Origin of the sequence: Micromonospora sp. NPDC048842, assembly GCF_040649935.1 — a bacterium.
GTDB lineage: Bacteria > Actinomycetota > Actinomycetes > Mycobacteriales > Micromonosporaceae > Micromonospora > Micromonospora hortensis.
The window spans coordinates 102,498-125,463 of record NZ_JBEZGK010000013.1; the positions used below are offsets into that span (position 1 = coordinate 102,498).

23 protein-coding genes are annotated in these 22,966 nt (G+C 71.9%); 13 read left to right on the forward strand and 10 right to left on the reverse strand.

The window, feature by feature from the left end; translation table 11 throughout:
* Positions 1-14 precede the first annotated feature (14 nt).
* Positions 15-782, forward strand: a complete 768-nt coding sequence (locus AB0C19_RS19865) for a polyprenol monophosphomannose synthase (RefSeq protein ID WP_238682929.1) — start codon at positions 15-17, stop codon at positions 780-782.
* 106 nt (positions 783-888) lie between these two features.
* Here the strand turns inward: AB0C19_RS19865 and AB0C19_RS19870 are convergent, their stop codons facing one another.
* Positions 889-2,511: an NAD(P)/FAD-dependent oxidoreductase gene (locus AB0C19_RS19870; RefSeq protein WP_357187304.1), complete on the reverse strand. Its 1,623-nt coding sequence runs from the start codon at positions 2,509-2,511 to the stop codon at positions 889-891.
* Between the two features lie 72 nt (positions 2,512-2,583).
* Here AB0C19_RS19870 and AB0C19_RS19875 point away from each other — a divergent pair, with 72 nt between their 5' ends.
* The gene (locus AB0C19_RS19875) at positions 2,584-4,017 is read left to right on the forward strand and encodes an aldehyde dehydrogenase family protein (RefSeq protein WP_357187307.1); all 1,434 of its coding nucleotides are present in this window, start codon (positions 2,584-2,586) and stop codon (positions 4,015-4,017) included.
* A gap of 70 nt (positions 4,018-4,087) precedes the next feature.
* Here AB0C19_RS19875 and AB0C19_RS19880 read toward each other — a convergent pair whose 3' ends face one another.
* Positions 4,088-4,489 (reverse strand): ChaB family protein, encoded by a 402-nt coding sequence (locus AB0C19_RS19880; RefSeq protein ID WP_238669926.1) that lies wholly within the window; start codon positions 4,487-4,489, stop codon positions 4,088-4,090.
* A gap of 176 nt (positions 4,490-4,665) precedes the next feature.
* Here AB0C19_RS19880 and AB0C19_RS19885 point away from each other — a divergent pair, with 176 nt between their 5' ends.
* The 4 genes from AB0C19_RS19885 to AB0C19_RS19900 all read left to right on the forward strand — a co-directional run bounded on the left by AB0C19_RS19885 (position 4,666) and on the right by AB0C19_RS19900 (position 7,054).
* Positions 4,666-5,652 (forward strand): YihY/virulence factor BrkB family protein, encoded by a 987-nt coding sequence (locus tag AB0C19_RS19885; protein WP_357187311.1) that lies wholly within the window; start codon positions 4,666-4,668, stop codon positions 5,650-5,652.
* A 100-nt stretch (positions 5,653-5,752) separates the two neighbouring features.
* Positions 5,753-6,169 (forward strand): DUF2795 domain-containing protein, encoded by a 417-nt coding sequence (locus AB0C19_RS19890; protein ID WP_088947320.1) that lies wholly within the window; start codon positions 5,753-5,755, stop codon positions 6,167-6,169.
* Between the two features lie 52 nt (positions 6,170-6,221).
* Positions 6,222-6,683, forward strand: a complete 462-nt coding sequence (locus tag AB0C19_RS19895; RefSeq protein ID WP_238682924.1) for an SRPBCC family protein — start codon at positions 6,222-6,224, stop codon at positions 6,681-6,683.
* Positions 6,684-6,793: 110 nt separating this feature from the next.
* The gene (locus tag AB0C19_RS19900) at positions 6,794-7,054 is read left to right on the forward strand and encodes a hypothetical protein (RefSeq protein ID WP_357187316.1); all 261 of its coding nucleotides are present in this window, start codon (positions 6,794-6,796) and stop codon (positions 7,052-7,054) included.
* Here AB0C19_RS19900 and AB0C19_RS19905 read toward each other — a convergent pair.
* Positions 7,012-8,307 carry an MFS transporter gene (locus tag AB0C19_RS19905; RefSeq protein WP_357187319.1) on the reverse strand — a complete coding sequence of 432 codons (1,296 nt, stop codon included), beginning with the start codon at positions 8,305-8,307 and terminating at the stop codon, positions 7,012-7,014. The two genes, AB0C19_RS19900 and AB0C19_RS19905, sit on opposite strands and share 43 nt — an antisense overlap.
* 158 nt (positions 8,308-8,465) lie before the next feature.
* Between AB0C19_RS19905 and AB0C19_RS19910 the strand changes: the two genes are divergently transcribed.
* Positions 8,466-8,675 (forward strand): hypothetical protein, encoded by a 210-nt coding sequence (locus tag AB0C19_RS19910; protein WP_210787345.1) that lies wholly within the window; start codon positions 8,466-8,468, stop codon positions 8,673-8,675.
* On the opposite strand, the gene AB0C19_RS19915 is transcribed toward AB0C19_RS19910, so the two are convergent.
* Positions 8,672-9,121, reverse strand: coding sequence for a hypothetical protein (locus AB0C19_RS19915; protein WP_357187322.1), 450 nt, complete (start codon positions 9,119-9,121; stop codon positions 8,672-8,674). The genes AB0C19_RS19910 and AB0C19_RS19915 overlap by 4 nt on opposite strands.
* A gap of 162 nt (positions 9,122-9,283) precedes the next feature.
* On the opposite strand from AB0C19_RS19915, the gene AB0C19_RS19920 reads away from it, so the two are divergent.
* Positions 9,284-9,637: a DUF6401 family natural product biosynthesis protein gene (locus AB0C19_RS19920; RefSeq protein ID WP_357187325.1), complete on the forward strand. Its 354-nt coding sequence runs from the start codon at positions 9,284-9,286 to the stop codon at positions 9,635-9,637.
* Positions 9,638-9,704: 67 nt separating this feature from the next.
* Here AB0C19_RS19920 and AB0C19_RS19925 read toward each other — a convergent pair whose 3' ends face one another.
* On the reverse strand, positions 9,705-10,514 hold the full coding sequence (locus tag AB0C19_RS19925) for a hypothetical protein (protein ID WP_238682919.1): 810 nt from the start codon (positions 10,512-10,514) through the stop codon (positions 9,705-9,707).
* A 198-nt stretch (positions 10,515-10,712) separates the two neighbouring features.
* On the opposite strand from AB0C19_RS19925, the gene AB0C19_RS19930 reads away from it, so the two are divergent.
* From AB0C19_RS19930 to AB0C19_RS19940, 3 genes are all read left to right on the forward strand, one after another.
* The gene (locus AB0C19_RS19930) at positions 10,713-12,851 is read left to right on the forward strand and encodes a SpoIIE family protein phosphatase (protein WP_357187329.1); all 2,139 of its coding nucleotides are present in this window, start codon (positions 10,713-10,715) and stop codon (positions 12,849-12,851) included.
* A 25-nt stretch (positions 12,852-12,876) separates the two neighbouring features.
* The gene (locus AB0C19_RS19935) at positions 12,877-13,554 is read left to right on the forward strand and encodes an HAD family hydrolase (RefSeq protein ID WP_357187332.1); all 678 of its coding nucleotides are present in this window, start codon (positions 12,877-12,879) and stop codon (positions 13,552-13,554) included.
* Between the two features lie 107 nt (positions 13,555-13,661).
* A complete protein-coding gene (locus tag AB0C19_RS19940) occupies positions 13,662-14,957 on the forward strand; it encodes a cation:proton antiporter (protein ID WP_357187335.1) in 1,296 nt (431 codons plus the stop codon).
* 68 nt (positions 14,958-15,025) lie between these two features.
* On the opposite strand, the gene AB0C19_RS19945 is transcribed toward AB0C19_RS19940, so the two are convergent.
* Positions 15,026-15,964: an FAD-dependent oxidoreductase gene (locus AB0C19_RS19945; protein WP_357187483.1), complete on the reverse strand. Its 939-nt coding sequence runs from the start codon at positions 15,962-15,964 to the stop codon at positions 15,026-15,028.
* A 104-nt stretch (positions 15,965-16,068) separates the two neighbouring features.
* Between AB0C19_RS19945 and AB0C19_RS19950 the strand changes: the two genes are divergently transcribed.
* Positions 16,069-16,287 carry a DUF3072 domain-containing protein gene (locus AB0C19_RS19950; RefSeq protein WP_357187486.1) on the forward strand — a complete coding sequence of 73 codons (219 nt, stop codon included), beginning with the start codon at positions 16,069-16,071 and terminating at the stop codon, positions 16,285-16,287.
* A gap of 109 nt (positions 16,288-16,396) precedes the next feature.
* On the opposite strand, the gene AB0C19_RS19955 is transcribed toward AB0C19_RS19950, so the two are convergent.
* The 3 genes from AB0C19_RS19955 to AB0C19_RS19965 form a co-directional block, all read right to left on the reverse strand.
* The gene (locus AB0C19_RS19955) at positions 16,397-16,897 is read right to left on the reverse strand and encodes a YfcE family phosphodiesterase (RefSeq protein WP_357187338.1); all 501 of its coding nucleotides are present in this window, start codon (positions 16,895-16,897) and stop codon (positions 16,397-16,399) included.
* A 130-nt stretch (positions 16,898-17,027) separates the two neighbouring features.
* The gene (locus AB0C19_RS19960) at positions 17,028-19,904 is read right to left on the reverse strand and encodes a ricin-type beta-trefoil lectin domain protein (RefSeq protein WP_357187341.1); all 2,877 of its coding nucleotides are present in this window, start codon (positions 19,902-19,904) and stop codon (positions 17,028-17,030) included.
* A gap of 152 nt (positions 19,905-20,056) precedes the next feature.
* A complete protein-coding gene (locus tag AB0C19_RS19965) occupies positions 20,057-21,886 on the reverse strand; it encodes a glycoside hydrolase family 15 protein (RefSeq protein WP_357187344.1) in 1,830 nt (609 codons plus the stop codon).
* Between the two features lie 111 nt (positions 21,887-21,997).
* Between AB0C19_RS19965 and AB0C19_RS19970 the strand changes: the two genes are divergently transcribed.
* Positions 21,998-22,585, forward strand: a complete 588-nt coding sequence (locus AB0C19_RS19970; protein ID WP_357187347.1) for a general stress protein — start codon at positions 21,998-22,000, stop codon at positions 22,583-22,585.
* 53 nt (positions 22,586-22,638) lie between these two features.
* On the opposite strand, the gene AB0C19_RS19975 is transcribed toward AB0C19_RS19970, so the two are convergent.
* Positions 22,639-22,956: a DUF6506 family protein gene (locus AB0C19_RS19975; protein WP_357187350.1), complete on the reverse strand. Its 318-nt coding sequence runs from the start codon at positions 22,954-22,956 to the stop codon at positions 22,639-22,641.
* Positions 22,957-22,966 lie beyond the last annotated feature (10 nt).

A 22,966-nucleotide genomic window follows, 5' to 3' on the forward strand; every position in this document is an offset into this window, starting at 1 on the left:
CGAGGATGACCGACATGATCAAGCCGGTGCAGTTGCCGTCGCCGTGGCGGGACGCACGCCTGACCGTCGTCGTGCCCACGTACAACGAGGCGGGCAACCTCCCGACGCTGGTCGAGCGACTGCTCGCGCTGCCGCTGCCGGGGCTGCGCATCCTCGTCGCCGACGACAACTCCCCCGACGGCACCGGGGAGGTGGCCGACAAGCTGGCCATCGAGCACCCCGACCGGATCGAGGTCGTGCACCGCGCCGGCAAGGAAGGCCTCGGCCGGGCGTACGTGGACGGGATGACCCGGGCGATCGAGGGCGGCGCCGAGTACGTGGCGCAGATGGACGCCGACCTCTCGCACCCGCCCGAGGCGCTGCCGGGGATGCTCGGCGCGCTGCTCTCCACCCAGGCCAGCGTGGTGATCGGTTCCCGGTACGTGCCCGGTGGCGAACTGGACGAGAACTGGCCGCTCTACCGCCGGGCGCTCAGTGGCTGGGCCAACCTTTACGTCCACACCCTGCTGCGGGTACGCATCCGGGACCTCACCGCCGGCTTCAAGATCTGGCAGGCCGAAGCCCTGCGCGACATCGACCTGGAGCGGGTGCAGTCCAACGGCTACAGCTTCCAGGTGGAGATGCACTACCTCGCCACCAAGCTGGGGCACACCATCCTGGAGGTGCCGATCCGCTTCGAGGAGCGGCGCGACGGCGTCTCCAAGATGACCACCGCGACAAAGGTGGAGAGCGCGCTCATGCCCTTCCGCCTCCGCAGCAAACACCGCAACATCACCCGCTGACCCACCCACCCCGCCTCACCCCCACCCCACCCCAGCCGGGGTGATCAAGAGGTTTGCGTCGCCAGTGCCGGAAAATCTGACGCAAAGCTCTTGATCACCAGGGCTCTCAGGGGGTTGGGGGTTGGGCCGGGTAGATGGCGCGGTGGGCGGTGGAGATGGCTGCGGCGTAGGCGCGGCCGGTGAGGGCGCGGTCGCGGGCCAGCGCGGCACGGGCCGCGTTCGCGCCCGGAGCGCCGTGCACACCGCCGCCGGGGTGCGCCGACGCGCTGGCCAGGAAGAGCCGGTCCACCGGGGTGTCCGCCCGGCCCAGGCCAGGGATCGGGCGCAGGAAGAGCTGCTGGTACGCGGCGGCGGTCCCGCCGCCGAGCGCGCCACCGACCAGGCTCGGGTTGCCCTTCTCCAGGTCGGCCGGTCCGGCCACGTGTCGGCCCACGATCAGGCTTCGGAAACCCGGGGCCGCCGCCTCCAGCGCGTCCTCCATCCGCTGTACGTGCCCGGCGACCTCCTCGGCCCGCCAGTTCCGCCGGAACGGCAGATGGGTGTACGACCAGAGCGACTCGGTGCCCGGCGGGGAGTGGCTCGGGTCCGCCACCGACATCTGCCCGACCAGCAGGAACGGGTCGCGGGGCAGTTCGCCACGGGCCAACTCGCTGGCGTAGTGGGTGAGCCCGTTCAGGTCCGCGCCGAGGTGCACCGTGCCGGCGCCGGCCAACTGCCGGTTCGCCCAGGGCACCGGCGCGGAGAGCGCCCAGTCCACCTTCAGCGTGGAGCCGTCCCACCTGAAGTGCGCCAGGTCCTCCACCAGCCGGGACGGCAGCGCCGCCGCGCCCACCAGGTCGAGGTAGAGCGCAGGCGCCGGCACGTCGGCGAGCACGGCCCGCCGGGCCCGCCACAGCGCGCCGCCGACGGTCCGGACCCCCATCGCCCGGCCCCGGGCGGTGAGCACCCGGTCGGCACGGGCACCGTAGATGATCGTCCCGCCGCGCGCCTGTAGCCGATCCACCAGCGCGTTGGTGATCTGCTGCGCGCCGCCGTTCGGCACCGGCCAGCCGACCTGCTGGCCGAGCATCGCCAGCAGCCAGCCGTACACCCCGGAGCCGGCCTCCTCCGGGGAGAGATCGGTGTGCAGGGCGCAGCCGGCCAGCAGGGCCGGCCCGCCGGGACCGTCGAAGAGTTCGTCGCCAAGCTTGCGGACCGGTACGACCAGGCGCCGCGCGAGTCGCAGCGCGCCGGCGACGCGCAACCGACGCAGCAGGCCCAGCCCCCCGCGTACCGGCGGGAACGGCGAGGTGATCGCCTCCAGCATCGGCTCGGCCACGTCGAGCCAGTCGGTGTACGCGTTGAGCCAGCGCTTTCCGTCCCCGGGTGCGAACTGCTCCAGCGACGCGGCTGTGACGTCCGGATCCCGGTTGATCACCGCTGCTCGACCGTCCGGCAGCAGGTGCGCCAGCACGTCCGGCGAGTGCCGCCAGGACAGCCCGTGTCGGCCCAGGTCCAGGCCGCCCAGCACCGGCGAGGCGTACCCGAGGGGGTAGAACGAGCTGTAGAGGTCGCTCAGGTAGCCGGGGGCGGTGACCTCGGCGGAGCGGACAGCGCCGCCGGGCACCGCTGTCGCCTCCAGCACCACCACGTCCCAGCCGGCGTCGGCCAGCAGGTTGGCCGCCACCAGGCCGTTGTGCCCGGCGCCGACGACGACGGCGTCCGCGCTCTGCGCGGTGGTGGTTGTCATCGGATCCGCCTACCCGGCGCGCAACCGGGCGAAACGCGTTTGCCTCGTCGAGGCCGGGGCATCCAGCGCCGCATGTACACGGTTGCGCAGCTGGTGGGCGGGGTGTGGGGTGCGGGCGGCGACGGCGGCGAACTGGTGGTGCGTGATCCGGCGGACGACGCGCCGGTGAGCACGGTGCCGGTGGCCACTGCCGACGAGGTGGGCAAGGCGACCCAGGCGGCCCGCAACGCGGCGGCCCAGTGGGCGGCGACCGCCCCGGCGGAACGGGCGGCGGCGCTGCACCGGGCAGCGGACGCGGTGGAGGCGGTCATCGAGGAGATGGCGGCGGCGGTCACCGCGGAAATGGGCAAGCCGTTGGCGGACGCCCGCGGCGGCGTCGAGGCGGGGATCGGCACCCTGCGACAGTATGCGGAACTGGCACCGCTGCGCGGTGGGCGCACGCTGAACGGCGAAACCGACGCGCTGGACTTCCTGACCCCCCAGCCACGCGGGGTGGTCGCGGCGATCACCCCGTGGAACGACCCGGTGGCGGTCTCCTGTGGGCTGCTCGGCGCGGCCCTGGTGACCGGGAACGTGGTGCTCTACAAGCCGAGCGAACGGACACCGGCGACGGGTTGGCTGCTGGCCCGGGCACTGGACCAGGCACTGCCGGCCGGGGTGTTGTCACTGCTCACCGGTGGCCCGGAGGTGGGCGCGGCGCTGGCGGCGCAGGACGTCGACGTGGTGGCCCACGTGGGTTCCACAGCGACCGGACGGGCGATCGCCGCCGCGGCGGCCCGTACCGGCGCGAAGGTGCTCCTGGAGAACGGCGGCAGTGACCCGTTGATAGTGGACGCGGGCGTCGACCCGGAGTGGGCGGCGGAGCAGGCCGCGCTCGGCGCGTTCGCCAACGCCGGGCAGATCTGCGTGGCGGTGGAGCGGCTCTACGTGCACCGGGAGGTGGCCGACGACTTCGTGGCCGCGCTGGTACGACACGCCGGAGCGCTGCGGGTCGGGCCGGGCCGGGACCCGGGCACCGAGCTGGGTCCGCTGGTCGACCGGCGGCACCGGGACCACGTGCACGGGCAGGTGGCGGCCGCGCTGGCGGACGGCGCTCGGGTGCGGGTGGGCGGCGAGGTGCCGGACGGGCCGGGGGCGTTCTACCCGGCCACCGTCGTCACCGACTGCCGCCACGACATGCCGCTGGTCCGGGAGGAGACCTTCGGGCCGGTCGCCCCGGTGGTGGTCGTCGACTCGTTCGACGAGGCGCTGCGCTGCGCTGCGGACTCTCCGTACGGGCTGGCCGCCACTGTGTTGACCCCGTCGATGAGTCACGCGCAGCGGGCCTGGCGCGAGCTGCCGGTGGGCACGGTCAAGGTCAACGCGGTGTTCGGGGGCGCGCCGGGGGGTGCCGCGCATCCACGCCGGGCCAGCGGGCAGGGCTTCGGGTACGGCCCGGAGCTGCTGGACGAGTTCACTGCCACGAAGGCGGTGCACATCGAGGCGCCGGGAGGCGGGCACTGGTGAACGGTGCGGGCGGACGCAGGGGTGGCGCGTCCGCCCGCACCGCGTCGGTAGTGCTCCGGCGCGGCGGAGATCAGTCGCCGCGGGCCTTGCGGGTGGCGCGGTCGTTGGCCTTCTCGATGGCCGTGACCAGCTCCGGTTTGGTCATGCTGGACCGCCCGGGCACGTCGAGTTTGCGGGCCACCGACATCAGGTGGTCCTTTGTGGCGTTGGCGTCCACGCCGCCCGCGGTGGGGGCGCGTCGTTCCGGCCCGCCACCGGCGGCCTGCTGGTCGCTGGGGCCCTTGCGGCCCTTCGGCTCCCAGTGGTCGCCAACCTTCTCGAACTGATGCTTCACGGCGGCGAAGGCGGTGCGGTGCGACCGCTCCCCCTCGCCGTAGGTCTCGACCGCCGAGTCGTGCGTCTTCTCCCAGGTGCGCTGCGCCTTCTCCGGGGAGCGTCGCAGCGTGCTGGGCAGATCTTCGCGCCTGGGCATCTCGTCCTCCTCCGTGTCGACACTGTCGCTGTGACCGTTCCCCGGTGACCGGGCGGCAAACCATAGCGGCGGCGGCCGGGCACCGGGTGGGTTTGTCGATTTCACCATCCGGGTACCGCCGGGCCAGGCCAGACCGGACGACCGGTCATCCGGCGGCCGGGGCGCAGGGAGCGGGCATGACGACCACGGAGCCCGGTACGACGCTCGACGGCACACCGGACACCCGGGTGCCCCGACGGATGCGGCAGCTGAGCTGGCGGACCTGGCGCGGGGTGCTGGTCCGCAGCGTGCAGAACTTCGTCAACGACAACTGCTCCGACTGGGCCGCCGCGCTGACCTACTACGGGGTGCTGGCGCTCTTTCCGTCGGCCATCGTGGTGGTGGCGCTGGTCGGTCTGGTCTCCGACGGGGAGCGGACCCTGGACACCGTGCTCGACCTCGCCAACCAGGTGGGCGCCGGTTCGGTGCTGACCAACGACGAGGGCGGCGTGGTAGGGGTGATCCGCACCGTGGTGCTCGACCAGAGCAACCCCAAGCTGCTGCTGAGCTTCGGCCTGCTCGGCGCGCTCTGGTCCGCGTCGGGCTTCATCGGCGCGTTCACCCGCGCCTCCAACGCCGTCTACGGGGTGACCGAGGGCCGCCCGGTCTGGAAGCTTCGGCCGCTTCAGATCGGCTTGGCGGCGATCACGCTGGTGCTGCTCGCTGTCGTCGCCCTCGGCCTGATCGTCAGTGGGCCGGTCACCGATGCGGTCGGCGACCTGGTCAACGCCGGCGGCCTGGCCCGCACGACGTGGAGCGTGGCGAAGTGGCCGGTCCTCGCCATGATCATGATGGTGCTGCTGTCCCTGCTGTTCTGGATCGCGCCGAACGTGCGCCAGCCCCGGTTCCGCTGGCTAACCCCGGGCGGCGCGGTCGCCCTGATCTCCTGGGCGGCGGCCTCCTTCGGCTTCGGCCTCTACGTGGCCAACTTCGGCTCGTACAACACCACCTACGGCAGCCTCGGGGCGGCCATCGCGTTCCTGGTCTGGCTCTACCTGTCCAACTCGGCGCTGATGCTGGGCGTGCAGATCAACGCCGAGGTGCAGCGCGGGCGGCAGTTGCAGGCCGGCGACCCGGACCCGGACGAGCCGGTGCTGCCGCCCCGCAAGCCCGCCGACGAGTGAGCCCCCGTTCGGCGGCGGTGTCCGGTTCGCCGCCGGGCCGAGGGCCGGTTCGTGGCCCGGTGCCGGTTTATCGGGTGAGGTGCCGGGTAGCGCAGAAGGCATGGAGCGTGGCAACAGCAAGCACGGACCGAGGATCGACGAACAGATGAGTCAGGAGGTCAGCGGTCTCGTACAGGGGCCGGGGACCGGTGGCTCTCGGGTCGACGAGTCGCGGGTGCCGGAACCGGCTGGCGAGGACCAGCCGGAGACGACCACCGCCCCGGCCGGCGACCTGCGCACCGGCACCCCGCAGGGCATGAGCTCTACGGACGTCGAGCAGCGCAGCCGGCTCGGCCGGTTCATCTCGATGAGCGCGCTGCCGGGCGACCGTCTGGTGCTCATTGCCAGCGCCCGTGAGAACGAGGCGCCGGACGACATCGTGGCGGCGCTGGAACGGCTGCCCGAGGGCACCGTCTACCAGACGGTCTCCGAGGTGTGGGCCGCGCTGGGCAACAAGAACGAGACAACCCGCTGGTGACCAGGATCGCCCCCGATCCGGCAGGCCACCGGCACCCGAAGGAGGTTCCCCGATGAGTGGCGTTACCGAACATGTGGACGTGTCCGTACCCGTACGCACCGCGTACGACCAGTGGACGCAGTTCGAGCAGTTCCCCGAGTTCATGGAGGGTGTGCAGGAGGTCCGGCAGCTCTCCGACACGATGACCCACTGGACGGTGGACATCGCCGGGGTGAAGCGCGAGTTCGACGCGGAGATCACCGAACAACTTCCCGACGAGCGGGTCGCCTGGCGCTCGACCGACGGCACCCAGCAGGCCGGCGTGGTGACCTTCCACCGACTGGACCAGGACAAGACCCGGGTCACCCTGCAGCTCGAGTTCGAGCCGCACGGCGTGGTCGAGCAGGCCGGCGACAAGCTCGGCATCGTCGACCGACGGGCCAAGGGCGACCTGGAACGGTTCAAGACCTACATCGAGCGGCGTGGTCAAGAGACCGGCGCCTGGCGCGGACAGGTGGACCGTCCGCAGCCGTGACAGTGAGCAGTGACCTGAGATGGCCGCCGGGATCCCGGCGGCCATCGCCGTATCCGAGGCCGCTCGCCGGGCACCGTTTGCGGTCATCGTGCCCGGGTACGGCTGAAGGTATGACCGACGACAACATCAGGGTGTGGCGGGACGAGGAGCGGCTTCCGTTGGAGGAGTTGGAGCGCGCGATGTCGGGCTCCAGCCTCGACGGGCAGGCCGACGACGTGACGGGTAACGACGCCGGCGAGGAGTCCGCGTTCGGGCACGGACCGGCCGCGTCGGACCGAGACGGTGCGGTCCGGGGCAACAGCCGAGAGGACACCGACCCGCAGCGCGCCTACCGCCCGTCCACCACCGGCCGTACCGGGCCGGACGTCTGAGGATCGCTTCCGGGCTGGGCGGGCACCGCCGGCGCGGGAGGTCTGGCAGCCGGCCGGCGCGCGCCCCACTCGTAGAGCGCGATCAGCGCCAGCGCGAGCACCAGCAGGGCCGAGCCCAGCACCTGCACCGACGTGTTGCCGATCAGCACGCCCAGCCCGGCCGGGACGAGCGCCGCGCCGACGCCCGAGGCGCCGATCTGCATCCCGATGGCCCGGTCCGCGTGCGCCGCGCCGACCCGTTCGGCGGTGGTGAGGGTGAGCAGCGGAAACACCGGCGCGGCGGCGAAACCGACGACGACAAGGCCGAGCACCGCCAGGACGGCCGGGCCGGGAACGGCGATCAGCGCCGCGCCGACGGCCATTCCGGCCAGGCTGGCCCGCAACACCAACCCCGCCCCCAGGCGCTCGGCCACCAGGCCCTGCACGACCCGGCCGACGAAGAGACTGCCCCAGTACGCGGAGACGCAGCCGCCGGCCAACGCCGCACTGAGCCCGCGCCCCTCGGTCAGCAGTAGGAACGCCCACAGCCCGGCGGACACCTCGATGGCCACGTACAGCGCGAAGGCGAGCAACCCCGACCAGACCGCAGGCAACCGCAGCGTGTCCCGAACCGGGACCTGGACGGTCGACGCCGGCCCGGAACCACTGGCGGCGGGCACGCCCTGGACAGCCGCGCCGGCCGGGGCGTCACGGCGCCAGGCCCGCACCGTGAGTGCGAACGCGGCGGCGAGGACGAGTTGGGCGGCGGCCACGATGCCGTACCCCCAGCGCCAGGCGAGCCCGGCGCTCAGCACCGCGGTCATGATCAGTGGACCGATTGCCACGCCGAGGCCGAAGAAGGCGTGCAACCAGTTCATGTGGCGGGCCCCGAAGGCACCTGCGGCGTACGCGTTGAGCCCGGAGTCGACAGCTCCGGAGCCGAGCCCGAGCAGCAGCGCACAGCCCACCAGCACCGCCAGCACGGGGCTCACCGAGTAGCCGGTCAGCGCCAGGCTGGCCAGCAGGGTGCTGCCGGCGAGCAGGGCGCCCACGCCGACCCGGGCCAGCGTGAAACCGGCCAGCACGCTGGAGGTGAGATAGCCGACGGTGCCGGCGGTGAGCACCCACCCGACCGCCTCGGTCGGTACGCCGAAGTCGCCTCGGATCGAGGGCCAGCTGACGCCGAGCAGGCCGTCGGGCAGGCCGAGACTGACGAACGCGAGGTAGGACAGCAGGAGCAGTGCGGCGCGGGGACGCGCGGGCGCGGTGGACACGAGAGACCATCCTGCCGCAGGGGCACCCTAGCGCCGTCGGCACCCGATCGCTCGCCACGCAAAGAAGTCGTGTCCGTACGGCCGAGAAAACGGACAGCTCATCCAGAATCGGCCGATCGGAGGACGGCAAGCCGGCCGGTTCGCGTAAGAATTTCGGGATGCATCAAGGCTCCGGAATCCTCTCCACGCGTCAGCGCAAACTCGCCTGGCTCGGCTTCCTGCTCGCCGCGCTCCAGGCACCCGTGTCCGCCTGGCTCGTCGCCGACGAGTCGTGGCTGTTCAGCCTCTGCGTCGCGCTGATGGTGGCCACCGTGATCATCGCTGACGACGCGGCACGGCGTCGCCCGGCCGACGCGACAAGCGACTAGCCTCCGCCGCCCGGCCGGGCCTCGTGGCCCGGCCGGCCCCGGCTCCGGCGGCGTTCCTTCATCTCCGCCTCGTAGAGGTGCCGCCGCCCACCCACCAACTCGTCGCGGGCCTGCTGGTCCAACTCCCGGAACAGCTTGTGGTAGCCGTCGTCGAAGTCCTCGACGATCTGAAACGTCCACCGTCCGGCGATGACGTTGCGGCCGCGCAGCTCCGTGGCGATCCGGTCGGCGAGGCGCGGATGCCCGGCGGCGTGAAACTGCTCCACCGCGTCGTCGAGCATCAGGTCGGCATGGCCGATCAACTGGTGCATCGAGTAGAGGTGCCCCCGGGCCCGCTCCACACACTCCAGCGCCTCGCTGAGCTTGCCGAGCGCGGCAACCGTGGCGTCGCTGACGCCGTCCGGCCGCCGGTGCCGCTCGTCGGGTCCGTCCTCCTGCTGTCCCATCCGTGCCTCCGTGCCGGGTGCCGTCATTCCTGGGTGTTCTCCTGCTGCCCCGTCTGTGCCGGATCAATCCCCCAGGTCAGCGGCGACCGCCCCAGTGGCGCAGCCGACATCCGCCGAGCGGACGAGGTCGACACGGTCACTGGTCGGTTAGCCTCGGTCACCATGCGTGTGCCGTTCAACCGGGTCGCCTCCCGTACCGCCGTCGACTCGGCGCGTTCCTCACTGGCCGCCCTCACCGTCTCCGTGGGCACTGTCGGGCTCGCCGCCGCCTCCGCGCGCCCGGGGCTGCTGGCCCTCGTCGACCAGCACGCGGCGGCCGTCCGGGACAGCCTCGACGGCGACAACACGCCGCTGACCTCAGCGGCGCTCGCCGGCTACGCCGAGGGGGTCCGCGCCGCCGCGCTGGAGCACGGGTGGACGCCGCCCAGCGGGCCGGTGGACTGGAGCCAGCCGGAGTGGCTGCTCACCCGGCTGGTCGCGGTCTGTGCGCTGGCTCGCGCACTCGACCGGCACTGACGCGCGAGGGGAGGGCGCCCCGCGTCGTACGCGGAACACCCTCCCACCCGTCGTGCCGTTTCGCCCGCTACGAGCGGTACTGCTGGGCTTCGTCCACCCGAGGCATGGCCTGGGTGCGGTCACCCCCGCGGTCGGCCATCTGCCGCTCCACGTCGCTACGCCCGGCCGACGCGGCCTGACGTTGCTGCTGCACCGCCCGAGCCTCCTGGGCCGCCCGCTGCAACCAGCCGTCCCAGCGGTTCTGCATCGGCTTCACGAGACCACCGCCGACGCCGACGATCAGGATGCCGGCCACCGTGGCGAGCACCGCGATCAGCACTGGAGTGGTCACCGTGGTGGCGATACCCACCTGGTTCAGGGCGGCGATCACACCGAGCGCGATGATGAAGATCGCCGTCAGGTCGGCCAGGACCTTGCCGTACGAGAGCCCTCCCAGCGCCCCGGTGACCAGATCCCGGACAGCGTTGGCGATCGCGGCCGCCACCACCACGATGACGATCGCGATGAACGCGCGCGGCAGCCAGGCCACCACGCCGCTGATCAGGTCACTGATCGCGTTGGGTCCCCAGACTCCGAAGGCGAACTGCAGCGTGAACAGCAGTACGGCGTAGTACGCCAGTCTGGCCAGAATGTCGCTGGCGTCGTACTTCGTTCTCTCCAGGGCCCGTTTGATGCCACCGCGTTCGACCGCCTGGTCGAAGCGCACCCTTTCCAGCACCGTATCCACGATCTTGAGGACGGCTCTGGCGATGAGCCAGCCGACCACGAGGATGACGATGAAGGCCACTGCCTTCGGGATGAAGAGCAGCACCGACCTCCAGGTGTCGGCGATGGCATCGCCGATGTCGGCCTGCCGGACCGCGAGGGTTTTCAGCATGATGTCCCTCCTGTCGCATGGACTGCGCCGGGCGCATACCCGGCAACCGGTCCGGCACTCCGCGCAGCGCGCGGCGTTTTTCCCGACAGACCTCCGGACAGGGGCCCTGAACTGCCCGAATGGCCACCGCTTCGGACTCGGCGGCGGCCCGCCGCCATGGTCGGATGCCTTTTCCGGTCGGCCGACTAGGCTGCGAACATGCCAGGAACGGTCGGGCGGGTCCCCACGCCAGCAACTCCGGGCCCGGGCGCACCCACCGGGTCCGGCCCGGCCGTCGGCGTGCTCGCCCACGACTGGGCCAACACCCCGCTGGGCCCGACCGACGACTGGGACGTCGCCCTCCAGGCCGTGGTGGAGCTGGTCCTCGCCTCGCCGATGCCGATGGCCCTGGCGTACGGCGACGACCTCGTCCTGCTCTACAACGCCGGCTACGCCGAGCTGCTGGGCACCAAGCACCCGAGCGCCCTCGGTCGTCCGGCCGCCGAGGTGTTCGCGGAGATCTGGGCGCTGCCCGGCGTCGGTGCGGTGATCGAGCGCTGCTACCGGCAGGGCGAGCCCTTCCTGGAGAAGGAGTCCACCCTGCCGCTGGTTCGTGGGCACTCCGCGACGGTGGAGCAGGCGGTCTTCACCCGGGGGTACTCACCGGTGCGCGACAGCGCCGGGCAGATCGTCGGCGTGTTGACGGTCGCGGCCGAGACCACCCACGTCACCGAGCAGTTGCAGAGCCTCAGCGAGGTGGCCGCGGCGCTCGCCGGCACCCTCACCCTCGACGACGTGGCCCGGGTGGCGCTGCGGTACGCGATCACCACGTTCGACCCCGACCAGGCCTCGTTCGCTGTCGACGAGGGCGGCGGCGGCTGGCGCATGGTGCGTCGGGTCCGTGGCGAGTTGTTGGACGAGGCCGACGAGCGGCTTCCCCCGCTCTGGCGGCGCGCACCTGCGGACTGGTCGGCCCCGGTGGTGCAGGCGGCCCACTCGGGCGCCCCGTCGTTCACCCGCGACGGGCAGCCGCTGCGGGAGACCGCCGTGGACCGCCACGACCAGAAGGTCCGCGCGATGGCGGCACTGCCGCTGGGCACCTCGGTGGTCCGCGGCGGGCTGGCGGTCGGCTACCAGGTTCCGCACAGCTGGTCCCCCGCCGAGCGGGCGCTGCTGGCCGCCTCGGCCGAGCTGATCGGCCAGGCCGCAGAGCGGGCCCGCCGGTTCGAGACGCAGCACGGCACCGCCCAACTGTTGCAGCGCAGCATGTTGCCGGAGCACCTGCCGGATCTGCCCCGGCTGCGGATCGCGGCCCGCTACGACCCGGGCGTGGACGGCAACGCGGCCGGCGGTGACTTCTACGACGCGTTCCTGCTGCCCAACGGTTCACTCGGCGTGGTGCTGGGCGACGTCGCCGGGCACGACGTGCAGGCCGCCGCGCGGATGGGGCAGGTCCGGGCCGCGTTGCGCGCTCTGGCCCTCGCCGACCCGACGCCCGACGCGGTCCTGGCCGGCCTGGACCGGCTGGTGACCAGCCTCGGCGCGGAGGCCGGCACCCACGAGCTGTTCGTCACTGTGGCGTTCGGGGTGATCGACGCGGAGCGGCGGGAGCTGATCCTGTCCAGCGCCGGTCACCCCGCGCCGTTGATTCGCCGCGGTGACCCGGATGGTCGGTTTCACGCCGAGTACGTCGACGTCCCGGCCGGGCCGCCGCTGGGGTTGGGCGGCCGGCCGGGCACCACTACTGTCGCGTTCCGCCCCGGCGACACCCTGCTGCTGTTCAGTGACGGGGTGGTGGAGCGTCGCCGGCAGAGCCTGAGCGCCGGGCTGGCCACCCTGAGCGACGCCATCGCCAAGGCCGGCAGCGGTGACCCCCGCGCGCTCTGTGCGGTGGCCACCGCGGCGGTCCCGGGCGGCACCGAGGACGACGTGGCAGTGCTGGCGGTCGAGCACGCGCTCAAACCGAGTCGTTCGGCGAGTATGGAGGTGCCCGCCGAGCCGACAGCGCCCAGCCGGGTCCGGCACTGGCTGACCGGCCAGCTCACCGAGTGGCAGGTGCCCGAGTCGGTGATCGGGGCGGCGGTGCTCTGCACCAGCGAGCTGACCACCAACGCGTTGCTGCACGCCGGCACGGCCGCCCGGGTGGAGATCGACCTCAGCGCCGAGCGCCTGCTCGTCTCGGTAGCGGATTCCGGCACCCGAGGCACCGTGACCCGGGCCCGTACCGACACGTTGAGCAGTCGCGGGCGCGGCCTCGGCCTGATCGAGGAGCTCAGCGACGCCTGGGGCACCGACCCGTCGGTCCGGGGCTCCACGGTCTGGTTCGAGATCCTCACGCCGCCGGCCGCGCATCCCTGAACCGCCCGAGGGTAGGAGGACGCCAATGGCCACCGACCGGCCCGCCGGGGTCCTCTTCGATGTGGACGGCACCCTGGTGGACACCACCTACCTGCACACGGTGAGCTGGTGGGAGGCGTTACGCCAGACCGATCAGCCGGTGCCGATGGCAGTGGTGCACCGTTCGATCGGGATGGGTTCGGACAAGCTCCTGGATCAACTCCTCGGCCCGGAGCGGGACCGCGACGCCGACTCGAAGCTGCGCGACGCGCACGACACCCTCTACGCCGAGTACTGGGAACGGCTCACGCCGCTACCCCGGGCGGCTGACCTGTTGCGGGCCTGCGCCGAGCGGGGGTTGCGGGTCGTGCTGGCCACCTCCGCCTCGGAACCCGAGGTGGGCGCGCTTCGTCGGGCGCTGGCCGCCGACGACGTGATCGACACTGTCACCTCCTCGGCGGACGCCCAGCAGAGCAAGCCGGCCCCGGACATCCTCATCGCCGCGTTGGAGCAGTCCGGGTTGGTCGCCGAGCGGGTGGTCTTCGTCGGTGACTCGGTGTGGGACGTCGCCGCGGCCGGGAAGCTGAACATCCCGTGTGTGGGCCTGACCTGCGGTGGCACCAGCCGCGGCGAGCTCGCCGGCGCGGGTGCCGTGGCGGTGTACGACGACCCGGCCGCGCTGTTGCACGAGTTGGCGGACTCGCCGCTCGCCCGGCCCCGGTGAGGATCACTCGGGTCCACCGGCACTGACGCGCATAGCCGGAGCCCTTGCGGGGCAAGGACTGTCACCACCTGCCCGCACCTCGCGGGTGCGGGCGGAAAGGTGGTGCCGTGGAGCCGGTAGATGTGGCGTTCGCGCTGGTGGGCCTGGGCGCTCTGCTCGCGGGCATCCTGCCGCGGGTGCTGGAGCAGCGCCCGCTGTCCATGCCGATCGCCTTTCTCGCCCTCGGCATGCTGGTGTTCCTGCTGCCGGTCGGACTGCCGTCACCGGACCCCCTGGCCCACCCGGAGCTGACCACCCACCTCACCGAGATCGGGGTGATCGTCGCGCTGATGGGCGCCGGGCTGAAGATCGACCGACCGTTGAGTTGGCGGCGGTGGTCGTCCACCTGGCGGCTGCTGGCGATCGCGATGCCCCTGTGCATCGCGGCGGTGGCGCTGCTCGGCTGGTGGTGGGCGGGGCTGGTGCCGGCCGCCGCGCTGCTGCTGGGCGCCGCGCTGGCACCCACCGACCCGGTGCTCGCCGCCGACGTGCAGGTCGGCGAGCCCACCGACGTGGAGGATTCCGAGGACGAGGTCCGCTTCGCGTTGACCTCCGAGGCCGGCCTCAACGACGGGCTGGCGTTTCCGTTCGTCTACGCGGCCATCGCCATCGCCTCGACCAGCCTCGCCCCGGGCGACTGGTTGGCCGAGTGGTTCACGGTGGACGTGCTCTGGAAGATCAGCATCGGCGTCGGCGGTGGCCTGCTCATCGGCTGGCTGCTCGGCAAGCTGTTCTTCCGCGCGCCCAGCGAGCTGCGGCTGGCCCGGCACGCCGAGGGCTTCCTGGCGCTGGCCGCGACGTTCCTGGCGTACGGGCTGGTGGAGGTGGTTGGCGGGTACGGCTTCCTGGCGGTGTTCGTGGCCGCCCGGGCCATTCGGGCCGCCGAGCGGACCCACGAGTTCCACTCGGTGTTGCACGACTTCGCCGAGCAGGTCGAACGGCTGCTCACCCTGGTGCTGTTGCTGCTGCTCGGCGGCGCGATAGTGGGTGGTCTGCTGGGCCCGCTGACCTGGCCGGCGGCCGCCGTCGGGCTGGCGCTGGTGTTCCTGGTGCGGCCGCTGATCGGCTGGTTGTCGTTGCGCGGCGCTCCCGGGCGCCCGGCCGAGCACTGGGTCATCTCGCTGTTCGGCATCCGCGGCGTCGGTTCGTTCTACTACCTCGCGTACGCCACCACCAAGGCCGACTTCCCACAGGCCGAGCTGCTCTGGGCGACCGTCGGGCTGGTGGTGCTCGTCTCCGTCGTGGTGCACGGCATCACGGCGACCCCGGTCATGCAACTGCTGGACCGGGAGGGAGAGCGGACCTCCGACCCGGCCGAGCGGGACGCCGACGCTCGCCCCGTAGCGGCAGCCGGGCACGCCTGAGCGAGTGGCCCGGGCCGGGCGGGCCCAAGCGGTGGCTCAGCCCAGCCGGGCACGCCTGGGCGGGTGACTCAGGCCAGGCGGGCGGCCAACGCACGGCCCAGATCCCGGCCGGAGCGCCAGGCGCTCTGCACCCGGGGCTTGCCGAACGCGTCGCCGGCCAGGCCGATCCCGTCGGCGTCGAGGTGGTGGGTGGCGCCGCCGGCGTCGGTGGTCGGCTTCGCGTACGTCCAGCGGTGCACGTGCACGTCGACGGCCTGCTCGGGCAGCCCGAGCAGGTCCCGGACGGCCTGCTCGATCGCGAGGCCGGCCCCGGTGGGTTGGGCCAGGTGCCCGGCCGCGAACTCCGGCACGGTGTGCGCTACCAGCACCGGCGCGCCGTCACCGCGCCGGTCGCCGTCGTCGCAGACGAGGTTGAGGATCGGGTGCTCGTTGACGAACGCGCCGCGGAAGTCCGGCCAGCGCCGGGTCGGGAAGCGCAGCACCGCGGCCAGCGACGGCGACCAGCGTTGCTCCTGCACGACCCGGGTGGCGTCGGTCAGGGCCGGATCGAGCAGCAGGGCGGCTTGCGGACCCGGCATGGCCAGGGCGACCGCCGCAAACGACTGCCCGTCGACGACCGGGCCGGGTTCCACAGTGAGCACCAGCCGGTCGACGGTCACCGGTACCGTGCCGGTCAGGTGCTCGACCAACGAGCGCAGCCCACGGGGGGCGGCGAAGCGCATCGGCCCGGGCACCTCGTGGGTGCCACTCCTGTCGTACGACTGGAAGGTGTCGGTCCATTCGCGGACCAGTCCGGCGGCGCGCCACTGCTCGACCAGTGCGGCAAAGTCGGGGTCGGTGGCGGTGAAGTAGGCGGCGCCGATGTCCGCGGGCCGGCCCTGGAAGCGTTTGCTGGCCATCCGGCCACCGCAGACGTGCCCCCGCTCCCGAACCTGCACCGGCACCCCGGCCCGGGTCAACTCGACCGCACAGGCCATTCCGGCGATACCCGCCCCGACCACCACCACGCTCGACTGGTCCTCCGTCATCAGATGATCGTAGGTGGCGGCGTGCGGGCATGAACCACCGACGATCGGGGTACTGGCACACCTGTTCGAAAGAAAGGGTGATGATGATGACGGACCGCCGCACCGAGCAGGCTGACGAGAACACAGCGATCAAGGACCCGGACGAGTGGGTCACCGGGGACGAGCCGCCGACCGCCGCCCAGGAGTCCTACCTGAGCACACTGGCCCGGGAGGCCCATGCCGACCTCCCGGACGACCTGACCAAGGCCGAGGCGTCCAAGCGCATCGACGAACTCCAGGCCAAAACGGGCCGAGGCCAGTAGAACCCGACCCCTTCGCCCGCGATCTTGCACTTTCTGTTGCGACAAACGGAACCACAAGGCGCAAATCACCGACAGTACGTGCAAGATCGCGGGCTGGGGGCGAGCGGGATTAGGTGCGGGGTAGGTGGTGCAGGTGGACCTTGGTGAGGGTGGCGGCGTGCACCTGGGCGGTGAGGTAGGTGGCGTGGGGTTGGGAGCGGCGGTCGGTGGGTGAGCCGGGGTTGAGCAGGCGCAGCCCACCGGGCGCCTCGGTGTCCCAGGGGATGTGCGAATGCCCGAACACCAGCAGGTCGGCGTCTGGAAAGCGGGCCGCGCACCGCTTCTCCCGGCCGGTCCGTTGACCGGTCTCGTGCACCACCGCCATCCGCAGGCCGTCGAGCTCGACCCGGGCCACCTCCGGCAGCCGGGAGCGCAGCGCCGGGCCGTCGTTGTTGCCGTACACCCCGATCAGCCGGCGTGAACGCGCGGTCATGGCGTCGAGCAGGGCCTCGTCCACCCAGTCGCCGGCGTGCACCACCACGTCGGCCGCCTCGATGGCAGCCCAGAGGGGCCCGGGTAGGTCCCGGGCCCGCTTCGGTACGTGTGTGTCCGCCGTGAGCACCAGCCGCATACCGGCATTGTGCCCCGAGTCCCGGCCGCCCACCCGGGGGACGTGGGTGGACGGCCGGGCTCCGCCTCCGCCGCCCGGCCCCGTGCGTCACCGACGCTCGGGTACGGGTGCCGAGCCGGTCAGGGGGCGGTCACGGCAGGGTCCAGCGTTGCGCCCCGGTGCCGTTGCAGGTCCAGATCCGCAGTTGCCGACCGTCGGTGAGGTCCGAGTTGGGGATGTCCAGGCAGCGCCCGGACTGGGGGTTGCGCAGGCTGCCGTCCGACTGGGCGGCCCACTGCTGGGCCCCACTGCCGTTGCAGTCGTAGAGCTGCACGAGGGTGCCGTCGGTGAGGCCGCTCGCCTTCACGTCCAGGCACTTGGCGAGCCCCCGCACCGTACCGTCGCCGGGCAGGGTCCAACGCTGGGCGGCGGTGCCGTTGCAGGTCCAGGTCTGCACCTTGGTGCCGTTCGCGGTCTGGCTGGAGGCGATGTCCGCGCACTTGCCGAGGGCCTTGACCTCACCGGTGCGCGCCCCGCCGGTGCCGACGCCCGGGCCGGTGAAGGTGTAGCTGTCCACGTCCAGCAACGCCCCGCTGCCGCCGGTGACGACCAGGTACAGGTCATGGGTGCCGTCGTCGGGCTTGGTCACCGTGGCGCTCAGCTCGGTGTAGTTGTCCCAGCCGCCGGTGTTCGGCACCGCGATCCGGGCGACCTCGGTGCCGGTCGGTGAGTCGTACCGGAAGGAGAGGGTGCCGCCGGGGCCACCGGAGGAGACCCGGGCCCGGACGCCGGTGATCCCCTTGAGGCTCACCGCGTGGTGCCGGACGCTCTCGCCGTTCTGGACGTCACCAAGCCGCTTGCCGCCCTCGGCCGCCGCCTGGTCGATCACCTTGGGGCCGTTGAGCTGGACGAAGTGCTCGGCCTGCCACTGTTTCGGGTAGAGAAGGATCTCCTGCTCACCGGTGAGCGCGGCCGAGCCGGTCGCGCCGCGATCGGTGTAGCTGCCCCGCAGGACGAAGAACAGCACCGAGTCGGGGCCGGCGTGCACCGGGCCGGTGTTGAAGGTCGCGCCGCAGCCGGTCCCCTCCCCCTCCTCGTGGGCATGCTCCTGGTGGCCCAGCGCGGCCCGGACGACGACCGCCGAGCAGGCCGGCGTGCCGTCCTGCGGGTCACTGGCCGTGGCGCCCACCGCCAGGTCCTGCCCCCAGTCGAAGAGCCCGCCGGCGGGCAGGCCGGTCAACGTGACGGTCGGCCGGTTGTTGCCGACCACCACCGACACCACTGTGGTGGCGCTGCGGCCGGTGCCGTCGTTGACTGTGAGCCGGGCGCTGTAGCTGCCGTTGGCGGAGTACGTGAAGGTCGGGTTCGCGGCGGTCGAGTCGGTGCTGCCGTTGTTTGTGAAGTCCCACGCGTACGTCAGCGGGTCGCCGTCCGGGTCCGAGCTGCCGGCGCTGGAGAAGGTGACCGAGAGGGGGGCCAGGCCGTTGTCCCGGTTGACTGTGGCCTTGGCCTCCGGCGACCGACCACCCTGGACATAGTTGATTTTGTAGAGACCGGCGTCGACAGCGCCGGAGAAGTAGCCGCTGCCGTACTCCAGCAGGTAGAGCGAGCCGTCCGGGCCGAACTGCCAGTCGATGGGGTGGACGAGTTTCATGCCGGCGAGCACCGGCTCGATGACTGTCGGCGCCCCGGTGGACGGGTTGCCGTTGTCGAACTGGACCTCCTTGATCCAGTTGCGGCAGTACTCGGAGATCAGCCACTTGTTGTCGTAGTAGGCCGGCCACTTCACGTCCGAGACGAGGTTCGGGTCGTAGTGGTAGACCTCGACGTGGTTGGGCGACCCGCACCCACCCGGGTTGTCCAGCGCCGGCCAGTCCTCACTGCCGCCGTGCTGCTCCCAGACCAGTGCCGGTTTCGTCGGCGGAAGCTGCTGGACGCCGGTGTTGCGGGGTGAGTTGTTGACCGGGCCGGTCGAGCCGCCGCAGGGGAACCAGCCACGCGGGGTGGCGGTGGCGAAGTCCCAGTCGTTGTAGGCGACGTTGGGGCCGCCACAGTACGGCCAGCCGTAGTTGCCGGGCCCGTTGGCCCTGTTGAACTCGTCGTAGGCCGCCGGGCCACGGTTGGCGAGGTCGGTGCCGGCATCCGGGCCGACCTCACCCCAGTAGAGGGTGTTGTTGGCCTTGCGGTCCACCCAGATCCGGTACGGGTTGCGCACGCCCATCACGTAGATCTCCGGGCGTGTTCGCGCCGTGCCGGCGGCGAAGAGGTTGCCGGCGGGGACGGTGTAGCTGCCGTCGTTCTCCGGGTGGATCCGGTTGATCTTGCCGCGCAGGTCGTTGGTGTTGCCGGATGTGCGCTGGGCGTCGTACTGCGCGTTGCGGCTCGTCCGCTCGTCGATCGGGGCCATCCCGGCGGAGTCACCGCCGGAGTTGGTGTTGTCGCCGACGGCGAAGTACAGGTTGCCGGCGGTGTCCCAGCTCATCGAGCCGGCCGAGTGGCAGCAGAGATCGCGTTCGGTGGGCCACTCGATCAGCACGTCCTCGCTGCCCGCGTCGAGCAGCAACGTGGACGGGTTGAAGGTGAACCGACTGATCCGGTTGACCAGTGGGGTGACCTTCGGCGAGTAGAAGAGGTAGACCCAGCGGTTACTCGCGAAGCTCGGGTGCAGCGTGATGCCGATCAGGCCGTCCTCGAAGCGGGCGTCCAGCGGCAGGGTCAGGGCCACGGTGGTGGAGCTGGTCGCCGGGTTGTAGAGGCGGACCTGGCCACCGGCGGCACTGGTGCCCCGGTTGATGTAGAAGACCTTGCCGTCGGGTGCGACGGCCAGTTCGATCGGTTCGCCCATGGAGAGGCCGCCGTCGAGGGCGACCTTCTCGAAACCGATGGTGGCGGGCGGCGCGAGGGCGGCGGCCTGGACCGGGGACGCGGCGGCCGGTGGAACGCTCGCCTGCGGAACGAGGCAAAGGGTGACCAGGACGGTGAGCACTGTGGTGGCGCTGACGAGACGTCGGCGCGGTGTGCGGGACACGAGACCTCCAGCTGTCCGGGGGATCTCGGTGCCGCTCCCGCCGACTGGAGGAGCACCGCAGGGTGTCCCGGACATTAACGCCTTTCACTGGAAAGCGATAGAACTTCGCGTCACCAGATAGAAAGTTGTCACGATCTCCGCGAAAGTCCGGCTCACTGGCGCACCGGAGACAGGTACGCCGGCGGCATTCCAGACTGCCGCAGCGTCGGGTCCCGCTCGACGTCGGTCAGCACACCGGCGGCGTTGATCAGGCCGATGTGGGAGAACGCCTGGGGGAAGTTGCCCAGCTGCTCCCCGGTCAGCGGGTCGATCTGCTCGGCGAACAGGCCGAGGTCGTTGACCCGCTCCGCCAGCCCCCGGAACAACTCGTGCGCCCGGTCCCGCTCACCGGCCAGCGCCAGGCAACACACCAACCAGAACGAGCAGATGAGAAACCCCGCTGGGTCGCCGTCCCAGCGCCGCAGCAGGCCGTCGTGGGAGAGCCGCTGCTCCACCGCGCGGATCGTCGCGCGCATCCGCGGATCGTCGGCCCGCAGGAAGCCGACCAGCGGCATCACCAACACCGAGGCGTCCAGATCGTCGGACTCGAAACTCCCGGTGTACGACTGGAGCCGCTCATTCCAGCCCCGCTCGAGCACCTCCGCGCGCACCGCGTCGCGGGCGGCCGCCCAGCGGGCCACGTCCTGCGGCTCGCCGAGCTTGTCACCGAAGCGGACCGCCCGATCGAGGGCGACCCAGCACTGCACCTTCGAGGACACGTGGTGGTGCTGGGCGCCGCGCTCCTCCCACATGCCCGCGTCGGGCAACGGCCAGTCCCGCTCGGCCTGGTCGGCGAGCACCCGGAGCACGTGCTGCACCTCCGGGCCCAGCGGCTCCAGCTTGTCGCGCATCAACCAGGCGGCATCCATCGCCTCGCCGAAGATGTCGGTCTGCCGCTGCTGCCACGCGTCGTTGCCGATCACCACGGGTGGGCTGTCGCGGTAGCCGCCGAGCTGTTCCAGGCGGTGCTCGGTGAGGTCCCGCTCCCCCAGCACCCCGTACATGATGGGCACCGGCTTGTCGTCGATGCGGCCCATCGCCCGACCCAACCAGGCGAACTGCCGCTGCACCTCGTCCAGGCACGCCGTCCGCCAGAGCGCCCGCAGGGTCAGGCTGAAGTCGCGCACCCAGACATAGCGGTAGTCGTAGTTGCGGTCCCCGCCGAGTTTCTCCGGCAGCGAGGTGGTCACCGAGGCCACCACCGCTCCACTGGGCCGGTACGTCATGCCCTGCACCACCAGCCGGCTGCGCCGCACCTGCTCGGGGTAGAGCCCGTCGTAGGGGTGATCGGCCGACCAGGAGCGCCAGCCGGCGACGGTGTCGGCGATGGTCTGGTCGGCGTCCGGCACCTCGGGCAGCGGGGCGTCGTAGGTCGGGGCGTACCCGAGTGTGAAGTTGTGGTTCGTGCCGGCGCGGGCGGTGAACGTCCCGGTGGCCTCGCCGTCCCCGGCGATCAACCGCTCGCTGCAGCGCAGGGTGAGTCGGGCTGCCCCGGCGATGGCCTCCAGCATGTCCTCCCGCTCGATCAGGTACGCGATGGTCCGGCCGTACTCGAAACGCGGCCGGTAGTGCACCCGCATCGGCACCGAACCGGACAACCCCTCCACCGAACGGACCAGCACCTGCGGCGAGTGCAGGCCGATGTCGTGACTGCGTGAGCCGGGCTCGAAGGCGAGCGCGTCGGTCAGCGCGACCTCTCCCCGCGCGGTGCGGAAGACCGTCCGCAGCACCAGCGTGTCCTCGAGGTAGGAGCGTTCGACCTGGTAGTCGCCCTCGGGCTGGATCGACCAGTGCCCGGCGTTGTCGTCGAGCAGCCGCCCGAACACCGACGGGGCGTCGTACCGGCCAGGGCACCACCAGTTCACCGAGCCCGAGGCGTCCACCAGCGCCGCGCTGCGGCCGTCGGCGAGGAAACCGTAGTCGCTGATCTGTCCGCTCTCCACCTGACTGCCTACCCGGGCAGTCCGTGCCCATTCCCCTCCTGCCCGATGGTGGAGACCGCGTTACCGGTCGGCCTGGACGGGAACCCGGCGAGCTGACGAGGGAGGATGCTCATGACGTCAGCTTCGGGGCCGACCGCCGCCTGGCGGTCCGGCACACAGGGTGGCGACCTGCTTCCATCCGGGCCGGCCGGCCGCCTGTCGACACCGGCCGGGGACGGCCACGGGCCGGAGGCCGGCCCGCCGACCGTGACGATCGGCTCGTACCCGGACTATCCGACCGCGCAGCGGGTCGTCGACTACCTGGCCGACAACCGCTTTCCGGTGGAGCACAGCGCCATCGTCGGCACCAACCTCACGTTGGTGGAGACGGTGCTGGGGCGAATGACCACCGGCCGAGCCGGTCTGCTCGGCGCCGGCACCGGGGCCTGGTTCGGCCTCTTCATCGGCCTGTTGTTCGGCATCTTCACCGTCGGCAACTGGCTGGCGGTGATCCTGGTCGGGCTGGTCATCGGTGCGATCTGGGGTGCCGTGTTCGGCGCTGTCGCGCACGCCATGACGGGCGGCCAGCGCGACTTCACCTCGGCCAGCTCACTGCGCGCCGGGCAGTACGCGGTGACTGTCGACGCGCAGCTCGCCGACCAGGCGCGACAGCTACTCGGTCGGATGCAGATGTCCAGCTCGGCGGCGAACGCCCGCTGAGCGACGATCGACCGGCCGTCCCGGCTGCACGCCGGGGCGGCCGATTCGTTCGTTCAGTCGGGCTGAGCCTCGAACAGTTCGCCGTACCGCGTGGCGCCGCGCACCGAGTCCACGGCGAATGTGACGTGCCCGACCGGCACACGCCCGCCGACGGCCTCGGCCACCCGTGCCGCCGCCGCCAGCGCGAAACCGCCGCACAGCTCGATCAGCGCGACCCCCTCGGCCAGCAGGTCCACGGCCACGGCGGGGGCCAGCACCGGGTCCGGCACGGGCACGAGGTAGGTGCGTTGGCCGTCGCGGTCCAGCACGACCCGGTCGGCAACGGGGTCGCTGCCCGGGTGCTCATAGATGTACGCCCAGCTGACCGTCATCAGACCACTC

Excerpts from the sequence above, each read along its gene's own strand:
- AB0C19_RS19895 (WP_238682924.1), top strand. The coding sequence starts at position 6,222 with ATGAGTGGCGTTACCGAACATGTGGACGTGTCCGTACCCGTACGCACC.
- AB0C19_RS19915 (WP_357187322.1), bottom strand. The coding sequence starts at position 9,121 with ATGGGACAGCAGGAGGACGGACCCGACGAGCGGCACCGGCGGCCGGAC.
- AB0C19_RS19970 (WP_357187347.1), top strand. The coding sequence starts at position 21,998 with ATGACGTCAGCTTCGGGGCCGACCGCCGCCTGGCGGTCCGGCACACAG.
- AB0C19_RS19975 (WP_357187350.1), bottom strand. The coding sequence starts at position 22,956 with ATGACGGTCAGCTGGGCGTACATCTATGAGCACCCGGGCAGCGACCCC.
- AB0C19_RS19910 (WP_210787345.1), top strand. The coding sequence starts at position 8,466 with ATGCATCAAGGCTCCGGAATCCTCTCCACGCGTCAGCGCAAACTCGCC.
- AB0C19_RS19865 (WP_238682929.1), top strand. The coding sequence starts at position 15 with ATGATCAAGCCGGTGCAGTTGCCGTCGCCGTGGCGGGACGCACGCCTG.
- AB0C19_RS19890 (WP_088947320.1), top strand. The coding sequence starts at position 5,753 with ATGGAGCGTGGCAACAGCAAGCACGGACCGAGGATCGACGAACAGATG.
- AB0C19_RS19870 (WP_357187304.1), bottom strand. The coding sequence starts at position 2,511 with ATGACAACCACCACCGCGCAGAGCGCGGACGCCGTCGTCGTCGGCGCC.
- AB0C19_RS19925 (WP_238682919.1), bottom strand. The coding sequence starts at position 10,514 with ATGCTGAAAACCCTCGCGGTCCGGCAGGCCGACATCGGCGATGCCATC.
- AB0C19_RS19930 (WP_357187329.1), top strand. The coding sequence starts at position 10,713 with ATGCCAGGAACGGTCGGGCGGGTCCCCACGCCAGCAACTCCGGGCCCG.
- AB0C19_RS19935 (WP_357187332.1), top strand. The coding sequence starts at position 12,877 with ATGGCCACCGACCGGCCCGCCGGGGTCCTCTTCGATGTGGACGGCACC.
- AB0C19_RS19880 (WP_238669926.1), bottom strand. The coding sequence starts at position 4,489 with ATGCCCAGGCGCGAAGATCTGCCCAGCACGCTGCGACGCTCCCCGGAG.
- AB0C19_RS19920 (WP_357187325.1), top strand. The coding sequence starts at position 9,284 with ATGCGTGTGCCGTTCAACCGGGTCGCCTCCCGTACCGCCGTCGACTCG.
- AB0C19_RS19885 (WP_357187311.1), top strand. The coding sequence starts at position 4,666 with ATGACGACCACGGAGCCCGGTACGACGCTCGACGGCACACCGGACACC.
- AB0C19_RS19955 (WP_357187338.1), bottom strand. The coding sequence starts at position 16,897 with ATGCGGCTGGTGCTCACGGCGGACACACACGTACCGAAGCGGGCCCGG.
- AB0C19_RS19950 (WP_357187486.1), top strand. The coding sequence starts at position 16,069 with ATGATGACGGACCGCCGCACCGAGCAGGCTGACGAGAACACAGCGATC.
- AB0C19_RS19900 (WP_357187316.1), top strand. The coding sequence starts at position 6,794 with ATGACCGACGACAACATCAGGGTGTGGCGGGACGAGGAGCGGCTTCCG.
- AB0C19_RS19875 (WP_357187307.1), top strand. The coding sequence starts at position 2,584 with ATGTACACGGTTGCGCAGCTGGTGGGCGGGGTGTGGGGTGCGGGCGGC.